The organism is Acidovorax sp. KPB24-07 (assembly GCF_057543315.1).
In genome coordinates this window covers 1-8,042 of record NZ_BAAJYS010000170.1, presented here as the reverse complement: position 1 = coordinate 8,042, position 8,042 = coordinate 1, and the positions used below count along the sequence as shown (strand labels likewise).

At 70.3% G+C, this 8,042-nt stretch carries 7 protein-coding genes and 1 pseudogene; all 8 read left to right on the top strand.

Going from position 1 to position 8,042, the window contains the following annotated elements:
- The coding region (locus AC27IQ_RS15880; RefSeq protein ID WP_487090033.1) for a 4-hydroxythreonine-4-phosphate dehydrogenase PdxA at positions 1–145 on the top strand (145 nt) is incomplete at its 5' end.
- Positions 146–174: 29 nt separating this feature from the next.
- A complete protein-coding gene (locus tag AC27IQ_RS15875) occupies positions 175–1,347 on the top strand; it encodes an L-rhamnonate dehydratase (protein WP_487090032.1) in 1,173 nt (390 codons plus the stop codon).
- Between the two features lie 11 nt (positions 1,348–1,358).
- Complete coding sequence (locus tag AC27IQ_RS15870; protein ID WP_487090031.1) at positions 1,359–2,288, top strand: dihydrodipicolinate synthase family protein; 930 nt, start codon at positions 1,359–1,361, stop codon at positions 2,286–2,288.
- A gap of 82 nt (positions 2,289–2,370) precedes the next feature.
- Positions 2,371–3,396, top strand: coding sequence for a YncE family protein (locus AC27IQ_RS15865; RefSeq protein ID WP_284430470.1), 1,026 nt, complete (start codon positions 2,371–2,373; stop codon positions 3,394–3,396).
- 174 nt (positions 3,397–3,570) lie between these two features.
- On the top strand, positions 3,571–5,046 hold the full coding sequence (locus tag AC27IQ_RS15860; RefSeq protein ID WP_487090030.1) for a UbiA family prenyltransferase: 1,476 nt from the start codon (positions 3,571–3,573) through the stop codon (positions 5,044–5,046).
- A complete protein-coding gene (locus AC27IQ_RS15855; RefSeq protein ID WP_487090029.1) occupies positions 5,040–6,353 on the top strand; it encodes an FAD-binding oxidoreductase in 1,314 nt (437 codons plus the stop codon). Before AC27IQ_RS15860 ends, AC27IQ_RS15855 begins: the two co-directional genes overlap by 7 nt.
- Positions 6,354–6,405: 52 nt before the next feature.
- On the top strand, positions 6,406–7,182 hold the full coding sequence (locus AC27IQ_RS15850) for an SDR family NAD(P)-dependent oxidoreductase (protein WP_487090028.1): 777 nt from the start codon (positions 6,406–6,408) through the stop codon (positions 7,180–7,182).
- Between the two features lie 3 nt (positions 7,183–7,185).
- Positions 7,186–8,042, top strand: a pseudogene (locus tag AC27IQ_RS15845) (hypothetical protein); the annotation flags it as partial.

Below are 8,042 nucleotides of genomic sequence, written 5' to 3'. Positions count from 1 at the left end.
GATCCCGATCACCACGCCCGCGCACGGCACGGCCTACGACATCGCCGGCCAGGGCCGCGCCAGCGCCGAGGCGACCTGGCAGGCCTTCCAGATCGCCTGCCGCATGGGCAGCGCGCAGCGCGCCAAGGCGCTGGCCGCCGCCTGATCCCACTCCCTCCGTTCAGAGACTCCACCATGAAAATCCAATCCGTCCGCGCCCGTGTATTCCAGTGGAAGGGCCAGACCGTGCCACCGCAGGGCCACTTCTGCTCCAACGCCATGGACCTGCTGTATTCGCCGGCCGAGAGCATGAGCACCTTCCGTTTCCATTCGTGGACGGTGGTCGAGATCGAGACCGACGACGGGATCGTGGGCCTCGGCAACGTGGCACTGGCGCCGAAGATCGCCAAGGCCATCATCGACGAATATCTTGCGCCCCTGGTCATCGGCCACGACCCGTGGGACTACGAATACCTGTGGCAGCGCATGTACCGCAGCACGCACGCCTGGGGCCGCAAGGGCGTGGCCATGGCGGCGATCTCGGCGGTGGACCTGGCGATCTGGGACATCCTGGGCAAGAGCGTGGACAAGCCCGTGTTCAAGCTGCTGGGCGGCCGCACCAAGGAGAAGATCCCCTGCTACTACAGCAAGCTCTACCGCACCGACCTGAAGGCGATGCAGGACGAGGCGCAAACCTTCCTCGACCAGGGCTTCAAGGCCTTCAAGATGCGTTTCGGCTACGGCCCCGCGCACCTGCAGCACGGCGTGCAGGAGAACCTGAAGTCGGTCGAAGCCATCCGCGAAGTCATTGGCTACGACACCGATCTGATGCTCGAGTGCTACATGGGCTGGAACCTCGAATACGCCAAGCGCATGCTGCCCAAGCTCGCGAAGTTCGAGCCGCGCTGGCTGGAAGAACCCGTGATCGCCGACGACATCGACGGCTATGCCGAACTGAACGCGATGAACATCATCCCCATTTCGGGCGGCGAGCACGAGTTCGGCCTGTACGGCTTCAAGCAGCTGCTGGACAAAAAGGCCGTGAGCGTGGTGCAGTACGACACCAACCGGGTGGGCGGCATCACCGCCGCGCACAAGATCAACGCGCTGTGCGAAGCGCATTCCGTGCCGGTGATTCCGCACGCGGGCCAGATGCACAACTACCACCTGACCATGAGCACGCTGGCCTCGCCCATGGCGGAGTACTTTCCCATCTTCGACGTGGAGGTGGGCAACGAGCTGTTCTGGTACCTCTTCGACGGCGAGCCCGTCGCGGAGAACGGCTTCCTGCAACTCCAGGACGATGTGCCGGGCCTGGGCCTTTCGCTCAAGACCGAGTACCTCGACCAGTTCGACATCATCGAGTAAGGCGGCGTCCCATGGCCAGTCTCTCCAACCCCCGCTACCGCGGCATCTTCCCCGTCGCGCCCACCCCGTTCCACGAAGACGGCACGCTGGACCTGGCCAGCCAGAGGCGCTGCCTGGACTTCATGATCGACTCGGGCGTGGACGGCCTGTGCATCCTGGCCAACTTCTCCGAGCAGTTCCTGCTGTCGGACGACGAACGCGAGGTGCTGACGCGCACCGCGCTGGAACACGTGGCCGGCCGCGTTCCGGTGATCGTCACCACCACGCACACCAGCACCGCCGTCTGCGCTGCCCGCAGCCGGCGCGCGCAGGACATGGGCGCGGCGATGGTCATGGTCATGCCGCCCTACCACGGCGCCACCTTCCGCTTCGGCGAGGCGCCGGTGCGCGCCTTCTACCAGGGCGTGTCGGACGCCATCGGCATTCCCATCATGGTCCAGGACGCACCGGCGGCCGGCACGCCGCTGTCGCCCGCCTTCCTGGCCGACATGGCGACGACGATCGAGCAGGTGTGCTACTTCAAGATGGAGACGGCCGGCGCCGCCACGAAGCTGCGCGAGCTGATCGCCCTGGGCGGCGAGGCCATCGAAGGCCCGTGGGACGGCGAGGAAGCCATCACCCTGCTGGCCGACCTGGAGGCCGGCGCCACCGGCGCCATGACCGGCGCGGGCTTTGCCGACGGCATCCGCCCCATCCTCCAGGCGCACCGCCAGGGCGATGCGGACGCGGCCTTCGCCCACTACCAGCGCTGGCTGCCGCTCATCAACCACGAGAACCGCCAGGCGGGCTTCCTGGCCGCCAAGGCGCTCATGAAGGAAGGCGGCGTGATCGCCTGCGAGGCGCCGCGCGCGCCCTGGCCGCCGATGCACCCCGAGGTGCGCCGCCAGCTCATCGGCATCGCGCGGCGGCTCGATCCGCTGGTGCTGCGCTGGGGGCGCTGAAGCGCGCGAAAAAAAAGCGGCGATGCGCCCGCCGCGCGACCGCCAGGGCGCTGTTCGATCCACACCAAGGGAGACCACCACCATGCAACGTCGGGAGCTTCTGAAGACCGCCGGCCTTTCGCTGGCCGCATCCACCCTGGGGCCGGCCACGGTCCTCGCCCAGGCCCCGGCGGGGCGCGCGCCGCGCGAGGTGCTGCTGCTGATCGAGAAATCGAGCCACTGCATCAGCCACTACGACATCGCCAGCGGCGAGCGGCTGCACACCATCGCCCTGCCCCCGTTCCCGCACGAATTCGTGGTGGACGCGGCGCAGCGGTACGCCTACGTGGGCCACTACGGCGTGGAGACCTCGGGGCACCCGGGCCCGGGCGGCACCAGCGTGCTGCAGATCGACCTGGCCACGCGCACGCTGGCGCGCACCATCGACCTGGCGCCGTTCAACCGCCTGCACGGCATCCAGATGGACCAGTCGGGCCGCCTCTACGTGCTGAGCGAGGACCGCGCGCAGCTGGCCGTGCTGGACCGGCCCGAGACCGACACCGCCGTGCGGCGCGCGGTGCCGGTGGGCGGCATCAAGAGCCACCTGTTCGCGCTCACCCGGGACGGCCAGACGGCCTACGCGATGAACCTGCTCACGCACTCGGTGACGCAGTTCAAGCCGCATGACGCCGCGTTCGCGCCCGTGGCCTGCGTGCCCGGCGACAAGCCCGAGGGCAATGCGCTCAGCGCGGACGAGCGCACGCTGTACGTCACCTGCCGCTGGAGCAACACGCTGTGCGCCATCGACACGGCCACCATGAAGGTCGTGCGCAGCGCGCCCGCGCGCAACGACCCCACGCGCATCTACCGCTGCCGCGACGGCAGGCTGCTGGTGTCCCACTATGGCGACCGCAGCCTGTCCATCGTGGACCCGGCGACGCTCGCCGAGCAGGCCCACATTCCCATGGACGCACGCCCCATCGCGGTCAGCCTGCATCCCACCCGGCCCTGGGCCTTCGTGAGCCAGGACAACGACCGGGTCGGGATCTTCCACCTGGAATCGCGCCGGTTCGAGCGATCCATCGCCACGCAGCGCGAACCGGACGTGTCGTACATGCTGCAGGGCTGAGCGCGGCGGGGGTGGCGGGCGGGCTGCGGCATCTTCGCCACACCCGCTCGGGCAGGGTGTAACGCCGGGGCGGCGGCGTGGATGGCGGCTTTTACAATGTCCTGTTGCCATTGCGCACAGAGCGTTACCAATGCGCCGCGCCTCCCCATCACGCCATCCCACCAAAGGTTCCTTTTGCGCCCGCCCCTCGATTCGTCCCTGCCCATCCCGGGCCCGTCCTCGGAACCGCCCCTGGTGGTGGACCTGGACGGCACGCTCATCCTGACGGACATGCTGCACGAATCGTCGCTGCAGCTGCTGCGGGACGGGCCGTGGCGCGCGCTGGCCCTGCCCGTGTGGCTGGCGCGGGGCAAGGCGGCGCTCAAGCAGGAGATCGGGCAGCGGGTGCAGATGGACGTGGCCACGCTGCCCTACAACGTGCCGTTCGTGCAGTGGCTGCGCAACCAGCACGCGGCCGGGCGGCGCACCGTGCTGTGCACGGCCTCCGACCGCTCGGTGGCGCAGGCCATCGCCGCCCACCTGGGGTGCTTCGACCAGGTGATGGCCAGCGATGGCGCCACCAACCTCGCCGGGCGGGCCAAGGCCGCCGCGCTGGTGCAGGCCTTTGGCGAGCGCGGCTTCGACTACGCCGGCAACTCGCAGGCGGACGTGCCGGTGTGGCAGGCCGCGCGCTCGGCCATCGTGGTCAATGCCTCGGGCGCCGTCACCCGGCGGGCCGAGGCGCACGGCAACGTGGCCGAACGCTTTCCCCGCGAGCCCGCGGGCCTCAAGCCCTGGCGCAAGGCCCTGCGGCTGCACCAGTGGCTCAAGAACCTGCTGCTGTTCGTGCCGCTGGTGGCCGCCCACCGCGTGGCCGACGGCGAGGCCTGGGGCCTCCTGCTGGTGGCCTTCCTGGCCTTCAGCCTGTGCGCCTCGTCGGTCTACGTGGCCAACGACCTGCTCGATCTGGAGAGCGACCGCCGGCACCCGCGCAAGCGCCTGCGGCCCTTCGCCTCGGGAGCGCTGGCCGCCTGGCAGGGCGTGGCCCTGGTCCCGGTGCTCACGGCGGCGAGCTTCGCGCTGGCCTGGCAGGTAGGCCAGGGGTTCTTCGGCTGGCTGCTAGGGTACTTCGCCATCACCTGGGCGTATTCGCTGGCGCTCAAGCGCTGGGTGCTGGTCGATTGCATCGCGCTGGCGGTGCTCTACACGCTGCGCATCGTGGCGGGCGCCTACGCCATCACGCAGCCGCTGTCGTTCTGGCTGCTGGCGTTCTCGGGCTTTCTCTTCCTGTCGCTGGCCTTCGTCAAGCGCTATGCCGAGCTGATGGTGCAGCAGGCCGCGGGCAAGACGCAGGCGCACGGGCGCGGCTACCTCACCTCGGACGCACCCATCGTGCAGAACCTGGGCATCGCCGCCGGCTACACGGCCGTGGTGGTGCTGGCGCTGTACCTCAACAGCGAATCGGTGCTGCTGATGTACCGCGCGCCGGAGATGATCTGGGCCGCCGTGCCCGTGATGGTGTTCTGGGTGAGCTGGATGTGGCTGCGCGCGGTGCGCGGGCAGATGCATGACGACCCGCTGGTCTTCGCCTTCAAGGACCGCGCCAGCCTGGCCGCGGGCGCGCTGTTCAGCCTGGCGATGGTCGCCGCCGCCCTGGGACTGCCGTGGTAGCCGTGCGCTCCTGGGGCCGCCTGAGCGCCGACGACCACGATCTGCGCATCCTGGCCGAACGGCCGCTGGCGCACCTGCCGCGCGAGCCCGGCCAGCACGGGCTGGCGTTCGGCATGGGCCGCAGCTACGGCGACGTGTGCCTGAACCCCGGCGGCGCGCTGTGGTCGCTGCGCGGGCTGGACCGCTTCATCGCCTGGGACGAAGCCACCGGCGACCTGACCTGCGAGGCCGGCATGCTGCTGCGCGACATCCAGCGCACCTTCGTGCCGCGCGGCTGGATGCTGCCCGTGACCCCGGGCACCCAATTGGCCACCGTGGGCGGCGCCATCGCCAACGACGTGCACGGCAAGAACCACCATGTGCAGGGCTCCTTCGGCGACCACGTGCAGGAACTGCGGCTGCTGCGCACCGACGGGCTGTCGATCCGCTGCGGCCCCCAGTTGCACCCCGACTGGTTCGCCGCCACGGTGGGCGGCCTGGGCCTGACCGGCGTGGTCACCCAGGCCACGCTGCGGCTGCGGCGGGTGCCCGGCGCGTGGCTGGACACCGAGACCCTGCCCTACGGCTCGCTGGGCGAGTTCTTCGCCCTGGCCGATGCCTCCGAGGCGGGCTGGGAACACACCGTCTCGTGGATCGATTGCCTCTCGGGCGCCCGGGCCGGCGGCACGCGCGGCATCTTCCTGCGCGCCAATGCCGCCGCGCCCGAATCCCAGCACGGCCCCGCCCCGAAGGACCGCCAGCGCACCGTGCCGTTCGCGCCGCCCGTCTCGCTGGTCAACCGCCTGAGCCTGCGCCCTTTCAACGCGGCGTACTACCACCTGAACCGCCGCCGCGCCGGCCGCGCGCTGCAGCACTACGAACCGTTCTCCTACCCGCTGGACAACCTGCAGGAATGGAACCGCATCTACGGCCGACGGGGCTTCTACCAGTACCAGTGCGTGGTGCCCCGCCCGCACGGCCCCGATGCCGTGGGCGCCCTGCTGCGCGAGATCACCGCGTCGGGCCAGGGCAGCTTCCTGGGCGTGCTCAAGACCTTCGGCGACCGCGAATCGGTGGGCCTGCTGAGCTTTCCGCAGCCGGGCGTCACGCTGGCGCTCGACTTTCCCAACCTCGGCGAGCGCACGCTGCGGCTGTTCGACCGGCTCGATGCCGTCGTGGCCGAGGCCGGCGGGCGCCTGTACCCCGCCAAGGACGCGCGCATGCCGCGCGCCCTGTTCGAGGCCGGCTACCCGAAGCTCGCCCAATTCCTTCCGTACCGCGACCCGAACATCCGGTCCGCGATGTCGCGGCGCCTGATGGGCGACTGACCTGCGGCTTTTTCTCCAAGACCACACAAGAACGAACGAAATCACCGCCAACATGCAAAACAACCACAACGACAGCGGCGCACCGCAGACCCTCGTGATCGTCGGCGCCACGTCGCTGATCGCGCAGCACTGCGCGCGCCAATGGCTGCAGGCCGGCGGCATCGGCCGCGTGGTGCTCGTGGGGCGCGACGCGGTCCGGCTGCAGGGCGTGGCCGATGATCTGCAGGTGCGCCAGCCCCAGGCCCGCATCGACGTGATGGCCGGCGACGTGACGCAGGCGGCCTCCATCGCCGCGCTGGTGCAGCACCTGGTGGCGCAGGGTGTGCCGGACACCGTGCTCATCGCCCATGGCAGCCTGCCCGACCAGGCCCGGTGCCAGGGCGACCTGGCCAGCGCCGAGCAGGCCATGGCCGTCAACGGCCTGTCGCCCGCGCTGTGCGCGGAGGCGTTCGCCGGCGCGATGCAGGTGGCGGGGCGGGGCACGATCGGCATCATCGGTTCGGTGGCCGGCGACCGCGGCCGCAAATCCAACTACGTGTACGGCGCCGCCAAGGGCCTGGTGGAGCGCTATGCCGAAGGCCTGCAGCACCGCCTGGCGGGCTCGGGCGTGAAGGTGGTGCTCATCAAGCCGGGCCCCACCGACACGCCGATGACGGCGCACCTCAAGGCGCGCGGCGCCAAGCTCGCCAGCGTGGAGCAGGTGGCCCAGGCCGTGGTGCGCGGCATGGCCCGCGGCACGCCCGTGGTGTACGCCCCGGCGAAATGGGCGCTCATCATGGCCGTGATCCGCAACCTGCCGCGCGTGGTCTTCCACAAGATGGACATCTGAGCCATGCCGTGGACCCCTGAACGCCGCCGCCTCTGGGCGGCGGTGGCCCTTGCGGGCTATGCCACGCTCTTTGCCCTGGCGACGGCCGTGGCAGCCTGGCGCACCTTCACGTCCGTGCCGATCTGGGACATGTGGGGCGCACTGGAGTTCTATGCCGATGTGCGCGATGGCGCCGGCTGGCAGGCCTGGTGGCGGCTCTTCAACGAGCACCGCCTCGTGCTGTCCAAGGCCCTGTTCTGGATGGAATACCGCTGGTTCGGCGGCACCCAGGCCTTCCTGATCGCGGTCAACTACCTGCTGGTGGCGGGCAGCATCGCCACCTTCTGGGCCTTCCTGAAGGCGCGCCTGGGGCCGATGACCCGCACGGCGTCGGTGGCGGCGCTGGCGCTGCTGTCCGTCTGGCTGCTGTCGTGGGTGCAGCAGGAAAACCTCACCTGGGCATTCCAGAGCCAGTTCTTCCTGGCCCAGTGGCTGCCGCTGGCCGGGCTGTACTGCCTGTACCGCGCCACGCAGGCGCCGCGGGACGTGGGCTGGTTCGCCGGCGGCTGCGCCCTGGGCGTGCTGAGCATCGGCACCATGGCCAACGGCATCATGGCGCTGCCCATGATGGCGCTCTACGCCGCCGTGGCGCGCATGGGCTGGCGCCGCGTGGCGCTGCTGGCGCTGCTGGGCGCCGCGGGCATCGGCGTGTACATGGCGGACTTCGCCGCGCCGACGCCCCGGCCCGGCCTGCTGGCCATGCTGCAGAGCCGGCCGCTGGGCCTGCTGCAGTACACGCTGCAGTACCTGGGCAGCCCGTTCCAGCACCTGGCGCGCAAGATGGAGACGATGTGGATCAGCCAGGCCTTCGGCGTGCTGTT

Coding starts and splice junctions, on each gene's coding strand:
- AC27IQ_RS15875 (WP_487090032.1), top strand. CDS start 175: ATGAAAATCCAATCCGTCCGCGCCCGTGTATTCCAGTGGAAGGGCCAG.
- AC27IQ_RS15870 (WP_487090031.1), top strand. CDS start 1,359: ATGGCCAGTCTCTCCAACCCCCGCTACCGCGGCATCTTCCCCGTCGCG.
- AC27IQ_RS15865 (WP_284430470.1), top strand. CDS start 2,371: ATGCAACGTCGGGAGCTTCTGAAGACCGCCGGCCTTTCGCTGGCCGCA.
- AC27IQ_RS15850 (WP_487090028.1), top strand. CDS start 6,406: ATGCAAAACAACCACAACGACAGCGGCGCACCGCAGACCCTCGTGATC.